At 74.0% G+C, this 21,821-nt stretch carries 17 protein-coding genes; 11 read left to right on the top strand and 6 right to left on the bottom strand.

What is annotated here, in order from left to right:
- Positions 1 to 171 precede the first annotated feature (171 nt).
- Positions 172 to 1,536, top strand: coding sequence for an FAD-dependent oxidoreductase (locus ACIO9J_RS01995; protein WP_401990994.1), 1,365 nt, complete (start codon positions 172 to 174; stop codon positions 1,534 to 1,536).
- A 74-nt stretch (positions 1,537 to 1,610) separates the two neighbouring features.
- Here ACIO9J_RS01995 and ACIO9J_RS01990 read toward each other — a convergent pair whose 3' ends face one another.
- A complete protein-coding gene (locus ACIO9J_RS01990; protein ID WP_401990991.1) occupies positions 1,611 to 2,231 on the bottom strand; it encodes an L-threonylcarbamoyladenylate synthase in 621 nt (206 codons plus the stop codon).
- Between the two features lie 181 nt (positions 2,232 to 2,412).
- Here ACIO9J_RS01990 and ACIO9J_RS01985 point away from each other — a divergent pair, with 181 nt between their 5' ends.
- Together ACIO9J_RS01985 and ACIO9J_RS01980 are read left to right on the top strand one after the other, a co-directional pair.
- Positions 2,413 to 5,460 carry a BTAD domain-containing putative transcriptional regulator gene (locus tag ACIO9J_RS01985; protein ID WP_401990989.1) on the top strand — a complete coding sequence of 1,016 codons (3,048 nt, stop codon included), beginning with the start codon at positions 2,413 to 2,415 and terminating at the stop codon, positions 5,458 to 5,460.
- Positions 5,461 to 5,776: 316 nt separating this feature from the next.
- The gene (locus ACIO9J_RS01980; RefSeq protein WP_401990986.1) at positions 5,777 to 6,451 is read left to right on the top strand and encodes a M15 family metallopeptidase; all 675 of its coding nucleotides are present in this window, start codon (positions 5,777 to 5,779) and stop codon (positions 6,449 to 6,451) included.
- On the opposite strand, the gene ACIO9J_RS01975 is transcribed toward ACIO9J_RS01980, so the two are convergent.
- The 3 genes from ACIO9J_RS01975 to ACIO9J_RS01965 form a co-directional block, all read right to left on the bottom strand.
- The gene (locus ACIO9J_RS01975) at positions 6,421 to 7,665 is read right to left on the bottom strand and encodes an MFS transporter (protein WP_401992993.1); all 1,245 of its coding nucleotides are present in this window, start codon (positions 7,663 to 7,665) and stop codon (positions 6,421 to 6,423) included. The genes ACIO9J_RS01980 and ACIO9J_RS01975 overlap by 31 nt on opposite strands.
- 108 nt (positions 7,666 to 7,773) lie before the next feature.
- The gene (locus ACIO9J_RS01970) at positions 7,774 to 8,469 is read right to left on the bottom strand and encodes a type 1 glutamine amidotransferase domain-containing protein (RefSeq protein WP_401990983.1); all 696 of its coding nucleotides are present in this window, start codon (positions 8,467 to 8,469) and stop codon (positions 7,774 to 7,776) included.
- 172 nt (positions 8,470 to 8,641) lie between these two features.
- Positions 8,642 to 9,580, bottom strand: coding sequence for a LysR family transcriptional regulator (locus tag ACIO9J_RS01965; RefSeq protein WP_401990980.1), 939 nt, complete (start codon positions 9,578 to 9,580; stop codon positions 8,642 to 8,644).
- Between the two features lie 68 nt (positions 9,581 to 9,648).
- Between ACIO9J_RS01965 and ACIO9J_RS01960 the strand changes: the two genes are divergently transcribed.
- Positions 9,649 to 10,686 carry a DNA-binding protein gene (locus ACIO9J_RS01960; RefSeq protein WP_401990977.1) on the top strand — a complete coding sequence of 346 codons (1,038 nt, stop codon included), beginning with the start codon at positions 9,649 to 9,651 and terminating at the stop codon, positions 10,684 to 10,686.
- Between the two features lie 3 nt (positions 10,687 to 10,689).
- On the opposite strand, the gene ACIO9J_RS01955 is transcribed toward ACIO9J_RS01960, so the two are convergent.
- Positions 10,690 to 11,268, bottom strand: a complete 579-nt coding sequence (locus ACIO9J_RS01955; RefSeq protein ID WP_401990974.1) for a TetR/AcrR family transcriptional regulator — start codon at positions 11,266 to 11,268, stop codon at positions 10,690 to 10,692.
- Positions 11,269 to 11,597: 329 nt separating this feature from the next.
- On the opposite strand from ACIO9J_RS01955, the gene ACIO9J_RS01950 reads away from it, so the two are divergent.
- From ACIO9J_RS01950 to ACIO9J_RS01935, 4 genes are read left to right on the top strand one after another with little or no spacing between them, the layout of a single operon-like run.
- Positions 11,598 to 12,158 carry a (2Fe-2S)-binding protein gene (locus ACIO9J_RS01950; RefSeq protein ID WP_401990971.1) on the top strand — a complete coding sequence of 187 codons (561 nt, stop codon included), beginning with the start codon at positions 11,598 to 11,600 and terminating at the stop codon, positions 12,156 to 12,158.
- Positions 12,155 to 13,147 (top strand): FAD binding domain-containing protein, encoded by a 993-nt coding sequence (locus tag ACIO9J_RS01945; protein ID WP_401990968.1) that lies wholly within the window; start codon positions 12,155 to 12,157, stop codon positions 13,145 to 13,147. Before ACIO9J_RS01950 ends, ACIO9J_RS01945 begins: the two co-directional genes overlap by 4 nt.
- Positions 13,144 to 15,285: a xanthine dehydrogenase family protein molybdopterin-binding subunit gene (locus tag ACIO9J_RS01940; RefSeq protein WP_401990966.1), complete on the top strand. Its 2,142-nt coding sequence runs from the start codon at positions 13,144 to 13,146 to the stop codon at positions 15,283 to 15,285. Before ACIO9J_RS01945 ends, ACIO9J_RS01940 begins: the two co-directional genes overlap by 4 nt.
- Before the next feature lie 13 nt (positions 15,286 to 15,298).
- Positions 15,299 to 16,450: an XdhC family protein gene (locus tag ACIO9J_RS01935; protein ID WP_401990963.1), complete on the top strand. Its 1,152-nt coding sequence runs from the start codon at positions 15,299 to 15,301 to the stop codon at positions 16,448 to 16,450.
- Here the strand turns inward: ACIO9J_RS01935 and ACIO9J_RS01930 are convergent.
- Positions 16,399 to 18,495: an ATP-binding protein gene (locus ACIO9J_RS01930; RefSeq protein ID WP_401990961.1), complete on the bottom strand. Its 2,097-nt coding sequence runs from the start codon at positions 18,493 to 18,495 to the stop codon at positions 16,399 to 16,401. The genes ACIO9J_RS01935 and ACIO9J_RS01930 overlap by 52 nt on opposite strands.
- Positions 18,496 to 18,629: 134 nt before the next feature.
- Between ACIO9J_RS01930 and ACIO9J_RS01925 the strand changes: the two genes are divergently transcribed.
- From ACIO9J_RS01925 to ACIO9J_RS01915, 3 genes are all read left to right on the top strand, one after another.
- A complete protein-coding gene (locus ACIO9J_RS01925; protein ID WP_401990958.1) occupies positions 18,630 to 19,538 on the top strand; it encodes an MEDS domain-containing protein in 909 nt (302 codons plus the stop codon).
- Positions 19,535 to 20,497 carry an anti-sigma factor RsbA family regulatory protein gene (locus ACIO9J_RS01920; protein WP_401990955.1) on the top strand — a complete coding sequence of 321 codons (963 nt, stop codon included), beginning with the start codon at positions 19,535 to 19,537 and terminating at the stop codon, positions 20,495 to 20,497. Before ACIO9J_RS01925 ends, ACIO9J_RS01920 begins: the two co-directional genes overlap by 4 nt.
- Before the next feature lie 75 nt (positions 20,498 to 20,572).
- Positions 20,573 to 21,796 carry a serine hydrolase domain-containing protein gene (locus ACIO9J_RS01915; RefSeq protein WP_401990952.1) on the top strand — a complete coding sequence of 408 codons (1,224 nt, stop codon included), beginning with the start codon at positions 20,573 to 20,575 and terminating at the stop codon, positions 21,794 to 21,796.
- Positions 21,797 to 21,821 lie beyond the last annotated feature (25 nt).

Here is a 21,821-nt window from a genome sequence, read left to right as displayed (position 1 = left end):
TCAGGGGCCGGGGGAGGCCGCCCGGCGGGGGCGCGGGGAGAGGTCATAAGCGAGGCTTATGGGGTCATAGATCGGACCCGCCTACTGACTTAGGCTTGCCTTAGTTTAGGCTTCCCGCTGAGTACCGCCGCTACGAGGCGCGTACCGCCACCGCTCGAAGGGAACCTGAACATGCCTCGCCCTCTGCGGGTAGCCATTGTCGGAGCCGGCCCCGCCGGGATCTACGCCGCCGACGCGTTGCTGAAATCCGCAGTTGCCGTCGAGCCCGGTGTCTCCATCGACCTCTTCGAGCGGATGCCGGCCCCCTTCGGCCTGATCCGCTACGGCGTGGCCCCGGACCACCCGCGCATCAAGGGCATCATCACGGCCCTGCACCAGGTCCTCGACAAGCCCCAGATCCGTCTCTTCGGCAACGTCGACTACCCCGGCGACATCAGCCTGGACGACCTGCACGAGTTCTACGACGGAGTGATCTTCTCCACGGGCGCGACCGCCGACAGGGCGCTGGACATCCCCGGCATCGACCTCGACGGGTCGTACGGCGCCGCGGACTTCGTCTCCTGGTACGACGGACACCCGGACGTCCCGCGCACCTGGCCCCTCGACGCGGAGAAGGTCGCCGTCCTCGGCGTCGGCAACGTGGCCCTCGACGTGGCCCGCGTCCTCGCCAAGACCGCCGAGGAACTGCTGCCGACCGAGATCCCGGCCAACGTCCACGAGGGCCTCAAGGCCAACAAGGCCCTCGAGGTGCACGTCTTCGGGCGCCGCGGTCCCGCGCAGGCCAAGTTCAGCCCGATGGAGCTCAGGGAGCTCGACCACTCGCCGAACATCGAGGTCATCGTCGACCCCGAGGACATCGACTACGACGAAGGGTCGATCGCCACCCGGCGCGGCAACAAGCAGGCCGACATGGTCGCCAAGACCCTGGAGAACTGGGCCATCCGCGACGTCGGTGACCGCCCGCACAAGCTCTTCCTGCACTTCTTCGAGTCGCCCGCCGAGATCCTCGGCGAGGACGGCAAGGTCGTCGGCCTGCGCACCGAGCGCACCGCCCTCGACGGCACCGGCAACGTCAAGGGCACCGGCGAGTTCAAGGACTGGGACCTCGGCGCCGTCTACCGCGCCGTCGGCTACCTCTCGGACGAGCTGCCCAAGCTCCCCTGGGACGTCGCGTCGGGCACCGTGCCCGACGAGGCGGGCCGCGTCATCGAGGAGTCCGGCGAGCACCTCCAGTCCACGTACGTCACCGGCTGGATCCGGCGCGGCCCCGTGGGCCTCATCGGCCACACCAAGGGCGACGCCAACGAGACGGTCGCGAGCCTCCTCGACGACCACGCCAACGGCCGCCTGCACACCCCCACGGCGCCCGCTCCGGAGGCCGTGGACGCCTTCCTGGGTGAGCGGAACGTCCGCTTCACCACGTGGGACGGCTGGTACCGCCTGGACGCCGCGGAGAAGGCGCTCGGCGAGCCGCAGGGCCGCGAGCGCGTCAAGATCGTCGAGCGTGCGGACATGCTCGACGCGAGCGGCGCGTAACCACACGTCCGGACAGCCGAGGAGGCCGCGGCGCACCCTGTGCGCCGCGGCCTCCTCGGCCGTTTCGGGGCCCGCTACTCGAAGGGCGTGGTGTCGCCCGCGCCCCTGCGCACGATCTCGGCCTCGCCGCTGGAGAAGTCGATGACCGTCGTCGGCTCGGTCCCGCAGTCGCCCGAGTCCACGACGGCGTCCACCACGTGGTCGAGCCGCTCCTTGATCTCCCAGCCCTGCGTCAGCGGCTCGTCCTCGTCCGGCAGCAGCAGCGTGCTGGACAGGAGCGGCTCGCCGAGCTCGGCGAGGAGCGCCTGCGTCACCGTGTGGTCCGGGATCCGCACGCCCACCGTCTTCTTCTTCGGGTGCAGCAGCTGGCGCGGCACCTCCCTGGTCGCAGGCAGGATGAACGTGTAACTGCCGGGGGTCGCGGCCTTGATCGCGCGGAACACGTCGTTGTCGACGTACACGAACTGGCCCAGCTGCGCGAAGTTCTCGCAGACCAGCGTGAAGTGATGCCGTTCGTCGAGGTCGCGGATCGAGCGGATGCGGCTCATGCCCTCGCGGTTGCCGATCTGACAGCCCAGCGCGAAACAGGAATCCGTCGGATACGCGACGAGCGCGCCGGACCTGATGCTGTCCACCACGTTGCCGATGATGCGCCGCTGGGGGTTCTCGGGGTGCACGTCGAAGTACTTCGCCATCCGCCGACCCTATGCGATCAGGGCCGCCGGGGCCGGGAGCGGGGCACGGCGCGCTGGCCGGTGGCTTGATTCCCTTTCCGGGTGCGCCAGTTGGGCCCCGACGGACGTAACATGCCAGTCGGCCTGGGGCGGAGGCCGGGAGCGGGGGGCGGCGCGGGGCTCAAGACCCATGGAGATGGGCGTGGACAGGGACACCGACTACCGCTTGCTGGGACCGGTCGAGGCGTGGCGCGCGGGACGGCGCCTGAGCCTGGGCGGCCCCAAGCCGCGCGCGCTGCTCGCCGCGCTGCTCCTGGAACCGGGCCGGGTGGTGTCCGCCGACACCCTGATCGACGTCATCTGGGGCGACCGGCCGCCGGACACGGCACGCTCCCTGATCCAGTCGTACGTCTCCGCGCTGCGCCGCGCGCTGTCCGCCGACGCCATCGAGACCCGGCCGCCCGGCTATCTGATCCACGCGGACGCCTCCCTCGTCGACCGTGCCGCGTTCGAGCGCCTCACGGGCCAGGGCAGGCAGGCGGCCGCGGCGGGCGACCACGCGGGCGCCGCCCGGCTGCTCGGCGAGGCGCTCGACCTGTGGCGCGGACCCGCGCTCGGCGGCATCGGCGAGACGCTGCGTGCCATGGCCGACCAGTTGGAGGAGGCCAGGGAGGCGGCCCTCGAAGAGCGCATCGCGGCGGATCTGGCCCAGAGCGGCCGCGAGACGGAACTCGTCGCCGAACTCACCGCCCTGGTCGCCACGCACCCCACCCGGGAGCGGCTGCGCGGCCAACTGATGCTCGCCCTCTACCGGTTGGGCCGACAGGCGGACGCGCTCGCGGTGTACGGCGAGGGCCGCGACGTGCTCGCCGACGAGCTGGGGATCGATCCGGGCCCCGGGCTCCAGAGCATGTACGAGGCGATCTTGCGGGCGGACGACGGGCTGCTGCCCGACCCGGAGGAGGCCGCGGGTCCGCCCGCGGCCGTCCGGGCCCCCGCCCTGCTGCCGCCCGCCATCGGCGACTTCACCGGGCGCGACGCGCAGGTGCGGGAGATCCGGGCCGCGCTGACCGGACAGCGCGACGCCATGCCCGTCGTCGTCCTCTCGGGCCCCGGCGGCGTCGGCAAGTCCGTGCTCGGCGTCACCGCGGCGCACCGGGTCGCCGACGCCTACCCCGACGGCCAGCTCTACGCCGAGCTGCGCGGCGCCACCGACCCGGTGACGCCCGGCGAGGTCCTCGGGCGGCTGCTGCGCGCGCTCGGCGCCAACCCGCCCGAGGGTGCCGCCGAACGCAGCGACCTGTTCCGCAGCCTGGTCGCGGGACGCCGGATGCTGCTCGTGCTCGACGACGCGGGCAGCGAGTCACAGGTGCGCCCGCTGCTGCCCGGCAGCGCCACCTGCGGCGTGCTCATCACGGCACGCTCCCGCCTCGGCGGCCTGTCCTGCGCCCACCGCACCGACCTCGACGTGCTGGAGACCGACGCGGGCAGCCGTCTGCTCGCCAAGGTCGCGGGGGAGTCGCGGGTGCGCGCCGAACCCGCGGCCGCGCGCCGCATCGTCGAGCTGTGCGGCGGGCTGCCGCTGGCCATCCGCATCGCGGGAGCCCGGCTCGCCACCCGCAGACACTGGACCGCGCGGACCCTCGCGGAACGCCTCGCCGACGAACGCCACCGCCTGGACGAGCTCGCCGTCGGCGACCTGGAGGTACGGGCCGGACTCGGCCTGAGCTTCCGTTCCCTGGACGCCGCGGCCCGCACCGCCCTCCAGCGCATCGGGCTGCTCGCGGCGCCCGACGTCGCCGCCTGGGTGATCGCCGCGCTGCTCGACGTGTCGGAGGCCGCGGCGGACCGCGTCGTCGAGCAGCTCATCGACGCCCAGCTGCTGCACTGCACCGGCGTCGACCGGGCAGGTCAGCCCCGGTTCGGGCCGCACGACCTGGTACGCGTCTACGCGGCCGAGCGAGCCGAGGCCGAGGACCCGCCCGCCGAACGCGCCGCCGCCATCGGCAGGGCCCTCGGCGCCGGGCTCTGGCTCACCGGCCGCGTCGCCTCCGCCACGCCCTCCGGCGCGGTCGAACTGCACCGCGGCTTCCTGGACTCCGGAGGACCCGTCGGCGCGGCCTCCACCGCGCCGCGCCACCTCGTGCGCCCCGTCGGGCCCGAGGCGACCCGGCGGGCGCTCGCCGATCCCGCCGCCTGGTTCGAGGCGGAGGCCGACGCGTTCGCCGCCGCCGTGGAGCGCGCGGCCGCCTACGACCTGCACACCCTGGCCTGCGAGGCCGCGGCGGCGCTGTGCTCGTCCGCGTACGCCGTCGGCAACCGCTTCGAGGCCTGGTGGCGCAGCCACGACGCCGCCCTCGCCGCCGCACGGCGTGCCGAGGACCGCTCCGGCGAGGCCCTGCTGCTCATCGGCCTCGGCCAGCTCCGCTACGAACAGGACCGCTTCGCCGAGTCGCAGGCCTACTTCCGGCAGGCCGCGCGCCTGTGCGCCGAACTCGGTGACACGCGCGGCAGGGCCGCCGCACTCGCGGGCCTGGGCAGCGCCCTGCGCGAGGCCGGGAGCCTGCGCGCCGCGCTCGACGCGCTGAGCCGGGCCGTCGACGGCTTCCGCCTCCTGGGCGACGAGCCGGGTCTCGGCCTCTCCTGCCGCTTCGCGGGCACCGTCCACCTCGAACTCGGCGAGCACGACGCGGCGTTCGCGCTCCTGGACGAGTCCCTGCGGGCCTACCGTGGCCTGGGCAGCCGCAGGGGCGAGGCGCTCACGCTGCGCTCGATCGGCCTCGTGCACCGGGCGCTCGGCGCCTACGCCGCCGCGGAGGACTTCTCCGACCGCGCGGTGCGGCTCCTGGACGCCATCGGGGACCCGCTCATGGCGGCGTACGCGATCCAGGCGCGCGCCAAGTGCCGCTTCCGGATGGGGTACTGGGACGCGGCGGCCGCCGAGCTGCGGTGCGTCCTGGAGACCTGCCGCGCCCACCACGACCGCTTCGGCGAGGCGCTCGTCCTGCGCACGCTCGGCGAGTGCGAGCTCGCCGCGGGCCGTCTCGACACCGCCGAGCGGCACCTCTCCGATGCCGCCATCCGCTGGTCGGCCCTTGAGCTGCCGCTGCCACGCGCCCGCACCCTGCGCGACCTCGCCGCGACCCGCGAGGCGGCGGGCGACCCGGACGGTGCGCGGGCCCTGCGCGCGGAGGCGCGGGAGATCTTCACCGCGTACGAGGCCAGAGAACGGGACGAACCGGGCAACTGACCGGCGGAGGCAAGGGCTCACCGCCGCCCCGGCCCGTGATCCGTCGCCTGCCCGGCCCACTTGGCGTGGAATTGCAGAGAACTTGCAGCGGCCTGCGGCACGCTCACTGTGTCGGCGGCGCCAACGGGCCGACAGCAACGGGGGACATCACGGGGGATAGGCCACTGTTGCCTCGCACGGCCCATACGACCGAGTCAGTCGGCCGTATGGGCCGTACTTCGCGTGGAGCCACTGCCAAAGAAGGGGGACTCCGGGGGCGGGCGGGCAGCCCGCCCCCGGAGCTGTGCCCCACACTCCTGCCCCGAAGGAGCCGAGCTTGTCGCCGATCGTCCTCATGAACGACCCCAGAGTCGTCGACATCCCGGTCAACGAGTGCGGCGAAGCCCTCGTCGACCTGCGCCAACTCCCCTTCGTGGACGTCGACGACCGGCTCGCCGACGCTGCGGGCGCCTATGCGCAACTGCGCGAGGGCGTCGCCTGGCGCCTGGCCCGCGCCGCCCGGCTGCTGCCCGAGGGACTGCGTCTCCTGGTCACCGAGGGCTATCGGCCGCTGTCCCTGCAGATCAAGTACTTCGAGGAGTACGCCGCCGAACTCAGATGCGCCCATCCCCACTGGTCGGACGAGCACCTCCGCCGGCAGACGAGCCGCTCCCTCTCCCCGCCCGAGGTGGGCCCGCACGTCGCGGGCGCCGCCGTCGACGTCACCCTGTGCACCGCCGCGGGCACCGAACTCGACCTGGGCACCCCGGTCAACGCCAGCCCCGAGGAGAGCGACGGCGCCTGCTACACGGACGCCGCCCGGGTCTCCGCCGCCGCCCGCCGCAACCGCCGCACCCTCTCGGCGGCCCTGGCCACCGCGGGCCTGGTCAACTACCCCACCGAGTGGTGGCACTGGTCGTACGGCGACCGCTACTGGGCCTACGCGACCAGCGCCGCCACCGCCCAGTACGGACCGATGGCCTACGACGCCCGGGAGAGCGCGCCGACGTAGGCGCCGCGACGGGGGAGCAGCAAGGGGGTGGCGAGCAGGAGGACACCGGCGGTCGCGATCGCCGCGCGCGGTCCGGTGAGCGCGGCGAGGAGTCCCCACAGGGCCGTCATGGCGGCGGTGGTCAGCTTCCCGGTGACCGACCAGGCGGACAGGGTGCGGGCGACCCGGTCCTTCGACGTCTGTTCGAGGCGCTGGGTGGAGAGCACCGGATTGAACACGCCCGCGCTGAGGATGAGGCCGAACTCGACGGCCATCACGAGCACGAGACCGGCCACGCCGGGCCCGACGAACGCCAGACCGAGGGACCAGCACACCCGCAGCGCACCGGCGACCCGCAGGATCCGGTGCTGCCCGAAGCGCGCCGCGAGGGGGCGGGCGATGCGGGATCCGATGAGACCGCCCAGACAGGGCACCGCGAACGCGAGACCGTACTGCCATGCCGCGAACCCGAGGTCGCCGAGCATGAGCACGGCGAGCAGCGGATGGATCGCCATGATCAGGCCGTTCACCATGAGCGAGTTGAGGAACAGCGGCCGCAGCACGGGGTGGGCCAGGATGTGGCGCCAGCCGGCGAGGAGATCCGCCGCGCGCAGCCTGGGCGCGCCGTCAGCACGCTCGGGGCCCTCGGGGCGCGCTTCGCCGCCGCCGATCGCCCGGATCCCGAGGGCCGAGAGAAGATAGCTGAGCGCGTCGGCCGTCACCGTGAGGACCGGCCCGAAGGCGACGAGCGCGGCTCCGCCGAGCGGCGGTCCGAGCACGCTCGCGGTCCACATGGTCGATTCGAACCGGCTGTTCGCGACGAGCAGGTCCCGCTTCGGCACGAGTGACTTGAGGAAGGCGCCGCTCGCCGCGGTGAACGTGATGTCCGCCGCCACGACCGTCACGGAGACGACCAGGAGCTGGGCGAAGCTGAGCAGGTCGAGCGCGTACGCGGCGGGGACGCTCAGGAGCGCGACGCAGCGGATCAGGTCCATCGCGACCATCACGGGGCGCTTGCGGCGGAACTCCACCCACGGCCCGAGCGGGACCGCCAGCACGGCCCCCACCGCGAGCCCGGCGGCCGCGAGCAGCGACACCTGGGTGGTGCCCGCGTGCAGCGCCAGGATCGCGATGAGGGGGAACGCGTCGAACGCCAGCCAGGTGCCGAACGTGCTGATCGTGAACGCCGCCCACAGCCATCCGAAACGCCGTCCCAGTGACCGCCCGGCCCCCATGTGCAGCCACACCCTTCGCGTCACGCCCGCCGTCCGAAGGCGCACACATTAGCCGGGCGGCGCGCGCCCGGGGCGGCCGGGCGCGACGCGAGGGTGGTGGCCCTCCGGTCAGGCCAGCTTCTGGAGGAGCTCGGTGGCCAGCGGGGCGGCGGACGCGGGGTTCTGGCCGGTGACGAGATTGCGGTCCACGATCACGTACGGCGCCCAGGCCTCGCCCTCCTGGAAGTCCACACCGGCCGCGACGAGACGGTCCTGGAGCAGCCACTTCGCCCGGTCGGCGAAGCCCGCCTGGGCCTCCTCGGTGTTGGTGAACGCGGTGACGCGGTATCCGGCGAAGGAATTGCTGCCGTCCGCCCGCGTCGCGGCGAGCAGCGCGGCCGGGGCGTGGCAGACCACCCCGAGCGGCTTGCCGGAATCCAGCGCGCGGGTGAGCAGGGCGCCGGACTCGGCGGACACGGAGAGGTCCTCCATGGGGCCGTGGCCGCCCGGGTAGAAGACCGCCGCGTAGTCGTCCAGGTTCACCTCGGACAGCTTGATCGGGTGCTGGAGCTCGGTGAACGCCGCGAGCCCGGCCTCGACCCGGTCGGCGCCCTCCTGGCCCCCGTTGAACTCGGGCGCGAGCGAGCCGCGGTCCAGGGTGGGCACGACGCCGCCCGGCGTGGCGACGACGACCTCGTGCCCCGCCGCCTTGAACGCCTCGTACGGGGCGACGGCCTCCTCGGCCCAGAACCCGGTGGGGTGCGCGGAACCGTCCGCCAGCGTCCAGTGGTCGGCGCCGGTCACGACGTAGAGGATCTTCGACATGGTGCTCATCTCTAAGGAGCGGCCCGGTGCGGGCCGGCGGATGGGGCCGGGTCTCGAACGTAGGCCGCCGCGGCGGGTCCGGCCAATGAGCGAGGCGATATCTGGCATACGACATCCGATGGGACATCCGATGGGAGCAGGGCAGGTTTGCCGCCTCGCGGCGGACCGGCGGTCACCAGGTGCGGCCCGCCCGCAGCAGCTCGTCGCGGACCCTGGCCACCCGGGCGGGGACGGGGGAGCCGGGGCGCTGGACCAGGTAGCCGGTGTTGATGGGCGGGTCCTCGGGCTCGTGCAGCGGCACCAGCGCGCCGGAGGCGAGCGCGTCGAGGCAGAGGTAGCGGGGCAGGACGCTGAACCCCGCGCCCGCGACGACCGCGGCGAGGACGCCCCGCAGATCGGGCACGGTCACCGCGGCCCGGCAGCTCAGGCGCCTGCCGAAGACGTGCCGCCAGTAGCGGCGGGCGATGGGCAGGTCCTCGGCGTAGGTGATCAGCGGCACGCCGTGCAGCGCGGCCGGAACGTCGGCCTCCGGCGCCCGCGCCACGCGCCGTGCCCAGGAGGGCGCGGCGACCAGGACGAACTCCTCGTCCATCAGCGGCGTGGCCGAAAGGGACCTGCCGCGCGGGCGCGTGGTGGCCACCACCAGGTCGTGCCGGCCCGCGCGCAGCTCGTCCAGGAGCGGATCGGTCAGGCCCGTGCTCACCCGCAGTCGCACGCCGTCGGCGACGAGCGGGGCGAGGGCGGGCAGGATCCGCGTGCAGAGCAGCTCGGCGGGCCCCGCCAGATGGACCGGCTCGCCGGTGTCGTCATCGGGTGAGTCCTGCCCGGTGGCGGCCGCGAGCGCGTCGAGGGGTCCGGCGACCCGGCCCGCGAGCTCGTCGGCGACCGGCGTGGCCGCGACCCCGCGCGGCAGCCGCTCGAACAGTTCCCGGCCCGACTGCCGTTCCAGGGCGCGGATCTGTGTGGTCACGGTGGGCTGCGAGACGCCGAGGAGCCGGGCCGCCGCGGTGAAGGACCCCGCGCGGTACACGGCGAGGAAGGTGCGGAGCAGATTGAGGTCGGCCGGGTTCGGATCGGCCGCCGCCCGCCCATCGGAATTCTTATGGACCATGGCCCGCATGCTACGTAGCCTTATACGTCGTACGGCGCGCGAGGCGCGGATCGGGGGAGGGACGCGGCATGGCTGTGAGCGCGGAGCACGGCTCGGCCGAGGGCGGGGGCGGGGGCGAGCACGAGGGTGAGGGCGGAGGCGAGGGCAAGGGCGAGTGTGGGGGCGAGTACGGAGGTGAGGGCGAGTGTGGGGGACCGGCCTTGAGTGAGGGCCGGGAGCGGGTCGGCTCCTCGGTCCCCGCCGTCCTGCGCACCCTCGAACGCCTCCTCGCCCTGGACGCCACGCACGGCGCGAGCGCCGCGCTGCCCGCCGTCCGCGACGCCGTACGCCACGTCCCCGAACTCTCCGCCGCCCCCGCCCGCCTGCGCGGTCTGGACCCCGAACTGCTCTCCGCCCTGGCCGAGTTGAGCGAGGTCGCGGGCTGGATCCTCTTCGACGCGGGCCGCTACGCCGCCGCGCGCCGCGCGAACGGCCGGGCGCTCGCCCTCGCCGCGCTCTGCGGCGACACCTGGACGGCCCGCCTCACCCTCCTGAACCACAGCATGCTCCAGGCCCACACCGGCCACGCGCGCGCCGCCCTGGAGTGCGCCTCCCGCGTGGCCGGTACCGGCACCCTGCCCGCCAGGGTCGACGCGCTCGTACTGATCCGCAGGGCGCACGCGGTCGCCCTGCTCGGCGGCGGGCGCGCGGCGGTGGAGCTGATCTCGCGTGCCGGGCACCGCTTCCTGGACGGTGTGTCGCGGCGCGACCCGGCGTGGGCCTGGTGGATCGACGAGACCGAACTCCTCGGCCACCGTGGCTGGGTGCTGGCGCGCACGCGCCGCTGGAGCCCGGCCGTCGATCTGCTGCGGCAGGCCGTCGCGGTACCGGGACCCGCCTACCGGGACCTGTTCACCGCCGTGCTGCTCGACGCCCTGGTGGGTGCGGGGGCGTGGCGCGACGCCGAGGAGCTCATCGCGGACCTCGCGCCGCGTGCCGCCCGCATCGGATCCGTGCGGACGACCGGGACGCTGGCGGCCACGTCCGTACGACTGCGGGACCGCGCCGGCGCACCCGCGGCCCTGCGCGATGCCGCGGTCCACCTGCTGGAACGGCTTCCCCGGTAGACGTCAGCGGCCGGGAGCCCCCACCCGCAGCCCGTCCATGACCAGGTCGATGAGCCGTCCGGCCCGCGCCTGCCAGTCGCTGTGCGGGTCGAGCTGCCACAGGCCCGCGATGGCGAGCAGGAAGTCGTCGGCTGCGACCCCGGGGCGGATGGTGCCCGCCTCCTCGTTCGCCTTGAGGAGCATGGTGACGGCGTCGGACACGGGCTGGTGGCCGATTCCCGCCAGGCTGCCCTGCGCGCTGGTGGCCTTGCGCATCGCGTCGGCCAGGCCCGCCTTGGTCATGGAGAACTGGGCGAGCCGGGTCATCCAGTCGCGCAGCGCCTGGTCCGGGGTGCTGGCGCACAGCAACTGGGCCGCGCAGTCGGCGACCTGCTGCACCTCGTAGCGGTAGACCTCCAGGACGAGCGCCTCGCGGTGGGGGAAGTTGCGGTAGAACGTGCCCTGCCCGACGCCCGCCTTCTTCGCGATGACGCTCAGCGGGGTGTCGCCCGAAGCGGTCAGTTCCACCAGGGCCACCGCCAGGATGCGTTCGCGATTGCGCTGCGCGTCGGAGCGCTGGGGAATGTCCTTGTGATGCCCCACTCGTTCTCCTCCCGTGCGGTTCGGCCCGAACCGACGAGCGGTACGCGCTGGGTCGCCCTTGCCTAAGCGGACAGCTGTCCGTTAAGTTCTGCAGCTAACGGACAGCTGTCCGCTTGAGCCCACCATAGCGGCGCCACGGCCGCCGGGGACAGTGCAACCACCTGCTACGCACAGTGCCACCCCCCTCCGACAGAGCCACGAACTCCCAGCTCGGCGCGGATCCGATATCCCGCTCGCCGCCCCGAGACCCCGCTCACCACACCCCCTCGCCTCCCGAACTCCCCGCCGGGACGGCCTCGTTCGACGTGATTCGCGAAAGAAGGCTGCTCATGGCTCCATCGACGACCAGTGCCGTCATCCTGAACATCAACGGCGAGAAGCACTCGCTGTCCGTCGACCACCGCACCACCCTGCTCGACGCCCTGCGCGAGCGGCTCGACCTCACCGGCACCAAAAAGGGCTGTGATCAGGGCCAGTGCGGCGCCTGCACGGTGCTGATGGACGGCCGGCGCGCCGTCTCCTGTCTGCAACTCGCGGTCGCCGCCGACGGGCGCGAGATCACCACCATCGAGGGCGTGGCGGACGGCGAGGCGCTGCACCCCGTGCAGCAGGCCTTCCTCGACCTCGACGGCTTCCAGTGCGGCTACTGCACGCCGGGGCAGATCTGTTCGGCCCTCGGCGTGATCGCCGAGCACGCCGAGGGCTGGCCGAGCGCCGCCACCGAGGACGTGCGCCCCGAGGCGGGCGTGCCCGAGCTCACCGCGGCGGAGATCCGCGAGCGGATGAGCGGCAACCTCTGCCGCTGCGGCGCCTATGTCTCCATCGTGCAGGCCGTGTCGCGGGCCGCGCGGATCCAGCAGTCCCAGACGATCGAGGAGGGCGTGGCATGAGGGAGTTCGGATACGAGCGCGTCCACGACGTACCCGGCGCGGTCGCCCTGCTCGGCGCCGAGCCCGACGCCCGCCCCCTGGGCGGCGGCACCAACCTCGTCGACCTGATGAAGTCCGGCGTCGAGCGCCCCGGCCTCCTCGTCGACGTGCGCGAACTGCCCCTGGACCACATCGAGCCGACGCCGGACGGCGGCCTGCGCATCGGCGCGACCGTCACCAACAGCGATCTCGCGGCCCACCCCGAGGTGCGCCGCCGCTATCCGGCGCTCGCGCAGGCCGTCCTCGCGGGCGCGTCCGGGCAGTTGCGCAACATGGCCACGGTCGGCGGGAACCTGCTCCAGCGCACTCGCTGCGGCTACTTCACCGACCTGTCCAAGCCGTGCAACAAGCGCACCCCCGGCAGCGGCTGCTCCGCCGTCGAGGGCGAGCACCACAACCACGCCATCCTCGGCGCCACCGAGCACTGCGTGGCGGTGCACCCCTCGGACATGGGCGTGGCGCTCGCCGCCTTCGACGCCGTCGTCACCTACGAGACGGTCGCGGGCCCCGGCGAGCTGCCGATCGCGGAGTTCTATCTGCCCGTCGGCGACACCCCGCACCTGGAGACCGCGCTGCCGCCCGGCGCGCTGATCACCGGCATCACCCTGCCCCCGACGCCGTTCGCCACCGTCTCCCGCTACCGCAAGGTGCGCGAACGCGCCTCGTACGCGTTCGCCATCGGCTCGATCGCCGCCGCCGTCGACGTCGAGGACGGCGTCGTACGCGAGGCTCGCATCGCCTTCGGCGCGGTCGCCTCGCGGCCGTGGCGGGCCCGCGCGGCCGAACGGGCGCTGACCGGGGGCCCGGTGAGCGCCGACGCGTTCGCCGCCGCCGCGGACGCCGAACTGGCCGCCGCGCGGCCGCTGCCCCACAACGGCTACAAGGTGACGCTGCTGCGCAACCTCCTCGTCGCCGTGCTCACCGAACTGACCGAGGAGGCCGCCCGATGACCACGACTACCGGAGTGCCCACGGCGACCAGGTCCGTCGGCACCGCGCACACCCGGCGCGAGGGCGTCGCCAAGGTCACCGGAGAGGCCCGCTACGCCGGGGAGGTGCCGCACGCCGAGCTCGCCCACGGCTGGGTGGTGCTCTCCACCGTCGCGCGCGGGCGGATCGTCGCCGTCGAGGACGGTCCCGTACGCAAGCTGCCCGGAGTCATCCAGGTCCTGCACCACGGGAACGCGCCGCGTCTCCAGGAGGGGTTCGCGGGGACGCTCGGGCCCGACGCGACCGCGCTGATGCTCCAGCACGACCGGGTGCCGCATGCCGGGTGGCCGGTGGCGGTCGTGGTGGCGGAGACCTCGGAACAGGCGAGGGAGGCGGCCGAGGCGCTCGTCGTGCGCTACGAGACGGAGCCGCACGACGTCGACTTCTCCGCCGAACACCCCGACCGCTACACCCCGGAGTCGACGCCGATCGGCCCCCCGACCACGGAGAAGGGGGACGTCGAGAGCGAACTCGACGCCTCCGCCGTGGTCGTCGACGAGCGCTACACCACCCCCGAACAGCACCACAACGCGATGGAGCCGCACGCGGCCATGGCCCGCTGGGACAGCGGCCGCCTGGAGGTCGTCGACTCCAGCCAGGGCACGTTCGTGACGGCGAGCGACCTCGCGAAGCTCTTCTCCCTCGACCCGGCCTCGGTGCGCGTGCGCGCCGAGCACGTCGGCGGTGCCTTCGGTGCCAAGGGGATGATGCGCGCGCACCTCGTCCTCGCCGTGATGGCGACGACCGTCATCGGGCGTCCCGTCAGGATCGCGCTGACCCGGCGTCAGGTGTACTCACTGGTCGGCCACCGCAGCCCGACGGCCCAGCGGGTCAGGCTCGGCGCCGACGCCGACGGACGGCTGCGCGTCCTGGACCACACCTCCCTCTCCCGCACCTCCAGGCTCGACGAGTTCGTCGAGATGGGCGCCAACTTCGGGCGTTCGATGTACGACGCGGGCGCGCACCGCACCGTCAACAGCGTGGTGCCGCTCGACGTGCCCACACCGACGTTCATGCGGGCCCCCGGCGAGGCGCCCGGCTCGTTCGCCCTGGAGTCCGCGGTCGACGAACTCGCCCACAAGTGCGGGATCGACCCGATCGAGCTGCGCGTGCGCAACGAACCGGAGTTCGGCCCCGTCACGGGTCTGCCCGTCGAGGCGCGCGGCCTGCTGCCGTGCTTCCGCGAGGGCGCGCGCCGGTTCGGCTGGGCCGGACGCGATCCGCGCCCCGGCGTCCGCCGCGAGGGCCGGTGGCTGCTCGGGACCGGCACCGCGGGCGCCGGGTTCTTCGTCGGCGCCTTCCCCTCGCAGGCGGCGCTGACCGCCGAGCCCGACGGCACCTTCACGGTGCGGATCGCCGCGTCCGACGTCGGCACCGGCGCGCGGACCGCGCTCACCCAGGTGGCGGCGGACGCCCTCGCGGTCGCACCGGACCGCGTCCGGGTGCGGATCGGGGACAGCGACTTCGGCAACGCCTGGCTCGGCGGCGGCTCCATGGGCACCCGCTCCTGGGCCTGGGCGGTCCTCGCCGCGGCCCGCGAACTGCGGGACGTCATGGTCCCCGGCGCCGAGGTGCCCGCCGAGGGCATCACGGTCCGCTCGGACACCACGGACGAGGTCTCCTCGGTGGCCGCGCGCGAACACCACTCGCACGGGGCGCAGTTCGCCGAGGTCGCCGTGGACGTCGGCACCGGCGAGGTGCGCGTGCGCCGGATGCTCGGGATCTTCTCGGCGGGCCGCATCGTCAACCCGCTGACCGCGCGCAGCCAGTTCGTCGGCGGCATGGTCGGCGGCCTGTCCATGGCCCTGCACGAGGAGGCGATCAGGGACCGCGCGTCGGGCGCCCTGGTCAACCCCGACTTCGCCGGCTACCACTTCGCCGCGCACGCCGACGTGCCGGAGATCGAGGCCGACTGGGTGGACGTGCCCGACCCGAACGACCCCGTCGGCATCAAGGGAATCGGCGAGATCGGCATCGTGGGCGCCGCGGCGGCGATCGCCAACGCGGTCTGGCACGCCACGGGCGTACGTCAGCGGGCCCTGCCGATCCGGCCCGACCGGGTCCTTCGAGGGGACCGGGGAACGGGGGAGAACGCATGAGGAGGCGAGCCACGTGCTCGACATCGCCGAGGAGCTGACCGGCTGGGTCCGCGAGGGCAGGGACTTCGCCGTCGCCACCGTCGTATCGGTCGGCGGCAGCGCACCGCGGGGCATCGGCGCCGCGCTCGCCGTCGACAGCGCGGGCACCGTCATCGGATCGGTCTCCGGCGGCTGTGTGGAAGGGGCCGTGTACGAGCTGTGCGTGCAGGCCCTGCGGGACGGCGAGGCAGCCGTCGAGCGGTTCGGCTACAGCGACGAGGACGCCTTCGCGGTCGGCCTCACCTGCGGCGGCGAGATCGAGGTCCTGGTCACCCCGGTGGCCGCCGACGCGCCGGACAGGGCGGTGTACGCCACCGCACTGGCGGCCGCGGCCCGTGGCGAGGTGGCGGCCCTCGCCCGGGTGTTCAGGGGCCCGGCTGAGCTGCTCGGCAGGCCGCTCCTGGTCGGCGGCGACGGGACGTACGAGGGAAGCCTCGGCGGACACCCGGACCTCGACCGTTCGGCGGCGGCGGAGAGCCGCGCGCTGCTCGCCGCGGGCCGCACAGGCGAGTTCGTCGTCTCGGAGAGCGGCTCGCGCTGCGACAGCGCCCTGACCGTGCTCGTCGAGTCGAGCGTGCCACCGCCCCGGATGATCGTCTTCGGTGCGGTGGACTTCGCCGCGGCCCTGGTCCGCACGGGCAAGTTCCTCGGCTACCGGGTCACGGTGTGCGACGCACGGCCCGTCTTCGCGACACGGGCCCGCTTCCCCGAGGCGGACGAGGTCGTCGTCGAGTGGCCCGACCGCTATCTGCGCGGCACGGACACCGACAGCCGCACGGTCCTGTGCGTGCTCACGCACGACGCCAAGTTCGACGTGCCGCTCCTGGTGGAGGCGCTGCGGCTGCCCGTCGCCTTCGTCGGCGCGATGGGTTCGCGCCGTACGCACGAGGAGCGCGGCCGCAAGCTGCGCGCGGCCGGGCTCGGCCCGGACGAGCTGGCCAGGCTGCGCTCGCCGATAGGACTCGACCTCGGCGCCCGTACGCCGGAGGAGACGGCCCTCTCGATCGCCGCGGAGATCATCGCGGCGCGCCAGGGCGGCTCAGGACTGCCGCTGACCGGCTCGGGGACGCCGATTCACCACGACGTGTCCGGCGGCCGGTCGGCGCGGACCAGCGCGATGGCCTGATCGGCGGTGCGCTCGCGCCCGACGGCCAGGAGCCGGGCGCAGCGCGCCGCGCCGAGGACCTCCGCGAGCCGTCGCTCATGGTGGTCGCGGAAGCCGGTGGCGCGGCCGAGCTCGGGGAGCCCGGCCGCGTGCCACAGCCGCGCGCTCGTGCCCAGGAGCTGCGCGGCCCGCTCGGCCCTGCCCCGGCCCGCCTCCGCGGCGCTGAGCAGATCCATGGCGGCGGCGGTGCCGAGCCGGTCGTGGACGCGCCACTTGGCGGTGAGCGCGCGGCGGGCGTGCACGGCCGCCGCGTCCGCGTCGCCCTGTCCGAGCCGGGCCAGCGCGAGGAAGTAGTCGCCCCACGCCCGCATCCACAGTTCGCCGCACTTGTCGCACTCGGCCCGCAGCCGTCGCGCGACGGCCGCCACCCGGTCGAACGCGCCCTGGGCCGCGAGCAGATACGCCTGCACGGCCAGCGCGGTGAGCCGGAAGAAGACCGCGCCCCCGCCGCCCGCGGGCGCCTGGCCCGAGGGGCCGTGCAGGACCGCCGAGCGCGCGGACTCCCCGCGCACCGCGAGGCTCGCGCCGCCCAGCGGCAACTGGGCCGCGATGTCCGGCAGTTCCCGCCGCGCGGCGAGGCGCGCGTAGGCGGCACCGACCTGCGCGGCCGCTTCCAGGTCGTCGGGGGTGAGGGTGATGAGGCGCTGCGCCCAGAGCGCGCGGACCCGCGCGGGCCCGGTCCCCTCGTCGCGGCGCAGGGCGCGCGCCAGATACCCGCGGCCCTCCTCGGCGTATCCGCAGGCGAACCAGAAGAACCAGAGGGTGCCCGTGAAGTCGAGCGCACACACGGGGTCCTGGTCGGCCAGGCACTCCTCCGCCGCGAGCCGCAGATTGGCGTGCTCGGCGCACATCCGCTCGGCCCAGGCGCGCTGCGCGGAGCCGAGCCACTCGGCCTCGCCGCGCCGGACCAGCCACCGGTAGTAGTCGCGGTGGCGGCGGCGCACCGCCGTCGTCTCGCCGAGCCCGTCGAGCCACTGGGCGCCGAAGTCCCGCAGCGTGTCGAGCATGCGGAACCGCAGCCCCGCGCCGCCCGGCTCCTGGACGACGATGGACTTCTCGGTCAGGCAGGAGAGCAGCGCCAGCACGCTCTCGGCCTCCAAAGGGCCTCCGTGGCAGACGATCTCGGCCGCCTCCAGGTCCCAGCCGCCCGCGAAGACGGACAGCCTGGCCCACAGCAGCCGCTCCAGCGGCGTGCACAGCTCATGGCTCCAGCCGATCGCCGTACGCAGCGTCTGATGCCGGGTGAGCAGCGGCTCCGTACGCGCGGTGAGCAGGTCGAAGCGGGAGTCGAGGCCCTCCAGTAAACGGTCGATGGGCATGCCGCGCAGGCGTACGGCGGCCAGCTCGATGGCGAGCGGGATGCCGTCGAGGCGGGCGCAGATGGCGGCGATCCGCGCCCGGTTGGCTTCGGTGACCCGGAACTCGGGCACCGCCGCGCTCGCCCTGGCCGTGAACAGCTCGACCGCCGCACTGTCCGCGCCGCTCCCCTCGACCGGTTCGAGGGGCAGCGGGCCGAGGGCGAGCACCTGCTCGCCGGGCACGGCCAGCGGCTGCCGGCTGGTGGTCAGGATCCGCAGCTCGGGCACCCGCGCGAGCAGCTCGGAGACCAGTTGGGCGCAGGGCTCCACCAGATGCTCGCAGGTGTCGAGCAGCAGCAGTACGGGGGCGCCGGTCAATTGCTCGACCAGCACGTCCCTCAAAGGGCGTACGGTCTGATCCGGCCGTCGCAGTGCCGCCATGACCGCGTGGGGCAGCAGCGCCGCGTCGGTGAGCGGGGAGAGGTCGACGAGCCAGGCGCCGCCGGGGAATCCGCCGTGTGCCTCGTGCGCGGCGCGCAGCGCGAGCCGTGACTTGCCGACCCCGCCGGGACCGGTCACGGTGACCAGGCGGGAGCTCTTCAACAGGGCCTCGATGCGGGCGAGTTCACCGCCGCGCCCGACGAAGACGTTCGCCTCCGTCGGCAGGTTGCCGCTGCGGGCATGATCCTCGCGCACTGAAGCCGCCATGCTCCCCCCGTGTTCCGCATGTGACGTGGATCACCATAGCCCGTTCCGGCGGGGCCTTCGGATGCGTACGGTGTAGTCGTCCCGCGACGCCGGCAGCGGCGTGGCACGTGTCGGACGCAGAGAGGTGCGTGAGGATGGACACCGCTCCCGCCCTGCTGGCCGTGGGGGAGATGCGGCCCGGGGACCATCTGCTCCTCGGCTACGGCACGGACGAGGAGCGCGAGACGGTGCTCGCCGCCTTCCTCCTCGACGGCCTCGCCAACGGCCACCGCGGTCTCCTCCTCACGGCGTCCGAAGCGCCGCCCCGCGAACTCCTCGGCTTCCTGGAGCGCGAGGGCTGCGACGTGGCCGAGGAACTGGCCGCCTGCCGGCTGAAGGTGAACGCACGGCTCGGCGCGTCGGGCGGCCTGTGGGACGTCGACGAGCTGGTCCGCCGCGAGACCGAACAGGCGGTGGCGGACGGCTACTTGGGGCTGCGGCTCGCCCTCGAGGTCCCGCCCGACCAGCACGACGGCGCCGCCCCCAAGGGTCTGTGCGACACCGAGCGCCTGCTCGACCCCGTCTTCCAGTCGCTCCCCGTGCTCGGCCTCTGCCAGTACGACCGCCGCGCCTACGACCCGCACGAACTGGCCGCGCTGGACGCCCTGCACCACGGCAGGGCCGTCGCCGACCACGTCTGGCAGGACGAACTCCTGCGCATCACCCGCACGTTCACACCGCCCGGCCTCGCGCTCCGCGGCGAGGTGGACGACAGCAACGTCACGGCGGTGGCCCGTGCCCTGCGCGGCGAGGCCGGGCGGGCCGCCGACCGGTCGGCCGCCCCGCACCGCACCCGCCTGGACCTGCGCGACCTGACCTTCATCGACGTGTGCGCGCTGCGCCTGCTCGTCTTCACCGGGCTCGGCCTCTACGCGATGGGCGGCGGCCTGGTGCTCGACGGCGTCGCGCCGCACGTCCGCCGGGTCATGCGCGTCACCGGATGGGACCGCATCCCCGGCCTGGACGTGGGACAGGACGGCGAAGGGGAGGGCGAGGAATCATGACGCGCACCGGCTTCGTCCATCAGGCGCTGTGCTACGAAGCGGACGAGGAATTCCTCGCCGGGACACTCGACTTCGTCCGGGAAGGACTCGCGGCGGACGACGCGGTGCTCGCCGTCGTCGGCCGGGACAACATCGGCCTGCTCCGCGACGCACTCGGCGGCGCGGAGCAGGAGATCGACTACGCCGACGCCCACGACTGGTACGGCTTCCCCTCCCGCACCCTGGGCCGCTACCACGCCTACTGCACCGAGCACGGCCGTGGCGGCACCCGGGGCGTGCGCGTCATCGGCGAACCGGTGTGGACCGGGCGCACCCCCTTCGAAACCCGCGAGTGGATCCGCTACGAGTCGCTGGTGAACGTGGCGTTCGCGGACTCCGGACACCGCATCCTGTGCCCGTACGACACCCGCGCGGTCCCCGCCGACGTGCTGGCCGGCATCCGGCGCACCCATCCTGAGCTGGCGATCGGCTCCGGCGGGCAGCGGCCGAGCGGCCGTTACGCGGACCCCGCCGACTTCGTCGCCGCATGCGACGGGTTCGGCTCCGGCCCCGAGGCACCCGCCGGATCCGTACGTGAAGTCGGCTTCCGCAGGGCCGAGTCGGTGGCCGCGCGCCTGGCCGCCGCCGAGTTCGCGCGCCGCGGCGGCCTCGACGAGGAACGCGCCCGCGACATGGCCGCAGCCGTCCACGAAGTGGCGGTCAACGCCGTGCGTTTCGGTGGCGGCGGTGGAGTGCTGCGGCTGTGGCAGGACGCCGACTGGGTGGTCTGCGAGGTCGCCGACGCCGGTGGCGGTGCGGGGGCCGTCCCCGTGGAGGACGCGGGCTTCGTCGGGCACGTGCCGCCGGACCCCTGCGCCGCCGCAGGCCACGGCCTGTGGGTCGTACGGCAGTTGAGCGACCTGGTCACCGAGCGGATCAGCGCGCGCGGGACGGTCGTACGGCTGTACTTCCGCCGCTGAACCGGGGGATATCCCCCGGCCGGGTGTGGGGGACGCCGGATCGTGCGCGGCCGGAAGCGGACATAGCGTGCGGTCATGACCCGATCCGCGCGCAAGCACCTCGCCCTGGCAGTCGGCATCGCCACGCTGGTCACGGCCGGAGCCACCACCGCCGAGGCCCGCCCCGCCACCGCCGAGGCCCGACCCGCCACCGCCGAGGCCCGACCCGGAACCACCTCACCCGCGAAGCGCTTGCAGCAGGACGTGGAGGCGATCCACGCCCTGGGCATCAGCGGTGTGCAGGCGCGCACCGTCGGGCCCGGCGGGCGCCAGACGGTCGCCACCAGCGGCACCGCCGACCTGAGGACGGGACGCCCGGTCTCGCCCGACGGTTACTTCCGCATGGCCAGCACGGCCAAGACCCTCATCGCCACCGTCGTCCTCCAGCTGGAGGAGGAGGGCGGCCTCTCGCTGGACGACACCGTCGAGCACTGGCTGCCGGGACTGGTGGATGGCAACGGCAACGACGGCCGCCGGATCACCGTCCGCCAGCTGCTCCAGCACACCAGCGGCATCCACGACGACCTGCCCGGATACACCACGCCGGAGGAGTACTACCAGCAGCGTTACGACATCCACAGCTCGCGGGAGCTGGTCGGCCGCGCCATGAGACACGCGCCCGACTTCGAGCCGGGCAAGGGGTGGGGGTACTCCAACACCGGCTACGTCCTGCTCGGCATGATCATCCAGAAGGTCACGGGCCACGCGGCCCACGAGGAGGTCGAGACCCGCGTCCTGCGCCCGCTCGGCCTCGACCAGACGCGGTGGACCGGCGTCTCGCGCACCCTGCCCCGGCCGCACGCCCAGGGCTATCAGTTCTTCGGCCCCGGGGCGCGGGTGGACGTCACGCGCCAGGTGCCGGTGGGCCACGAGGCCCTGTCGTGGGTCACGACCACCCGGGACGAGAACGCCTTGTTCCGCGCGCTGCTCGGCGGCCGGCTGCTGTCGGGGCGTCAGCTGGCCGAGATGAAGCGGACCGTCCCCGTGAGCGAGGACGCCCAGCAGAGCTGGCCCGGCGGCCGCTACGGACTCGGCATCGTCGAACGCCCGTTGAGCTGCGGAGGCACCTACTGGGGCCACGAGGGCGGGGACGGCGGCTACATCACCCTCAACGGCGTCACCGGGGACGGCCGGCGCAGCGCGGTGGTCTCCATGTCCGAGGCACGCGGCGACACCCTGGAGCACATACTGGAGCAGGAGAAGACGGCGAGCGCCCTGATCGACCGCGCACTGTGCGCCGGAGGCCCCGGCGCTCCGTGAACGCGGGCGCCGCCGACCGGCCGTA

This window comes from Streptomyces sp. NPDC087300 (assembly GCF_044744425.1).
GTDB lineage: Bacteria > Actinomycetota > Actinomycetes > Streptomycetales > Streptomycetaceae > Streptomyces.
This window is presented reverse-complemented; position numbering and strand designations above follow the sequence as displayed.